The organism is Enterobacter cloacae complex sp.6700776, from assembly GCF_048284255.1.
GTDB lineage: Bacteria > Pseudomonadota > Gammaproteobacteria > Enterobacterales > Enterobacteriaceae > Enterobacter > Enterobacter intestinihominis.
Window position 1 is genome coordinate 1 of record NZ_JBLVYK010000159.1, and the last position, 305, is coordinate 305.

Sequence of the window (305 nt, forward strand, 5' to 3'; positions counted from 1 at the left end):
TTCCAGTAGTTATCCCCCTCTATCGGGCAGATCCCCATACATTACTCACCCGTCCGCCGCTCGTCAGCGAGAAGCAAGCTTCCCCTGTTACCGCTCGACTTGCATGTGTTAGGCCTGCCGCCAGCGTTCAATCTGAGCCATGATCAAACTCTTCAATTAAAAAGCTTGATGCTCAAAGAATGTTTACTGTCGTTTGGTTTCCGAAGAAACCAAATTACCTATTAGTTCATATATATGAATTAACGTGTTAGTCACTCTTCAAGACTTAAAATCAAATATTTTTTTGATAGTGTCCTGTGAGTGCC

At 43.3% G+C, this 305-nt stretch carries 1 rRNA gene; it reads right to left on the bottom strand.

Features of this window, described 5'->3' with window-relative positions:
- Nucleotides 1-159: ribosomal RNA gene (locus ACNQ0T_RS23700) — 16S ribosomal RNA — on the bottom strand; the annotation flags it as partial.
- Between the last annotated feature and the right edge of the window lie 146 nt (nt 160-305).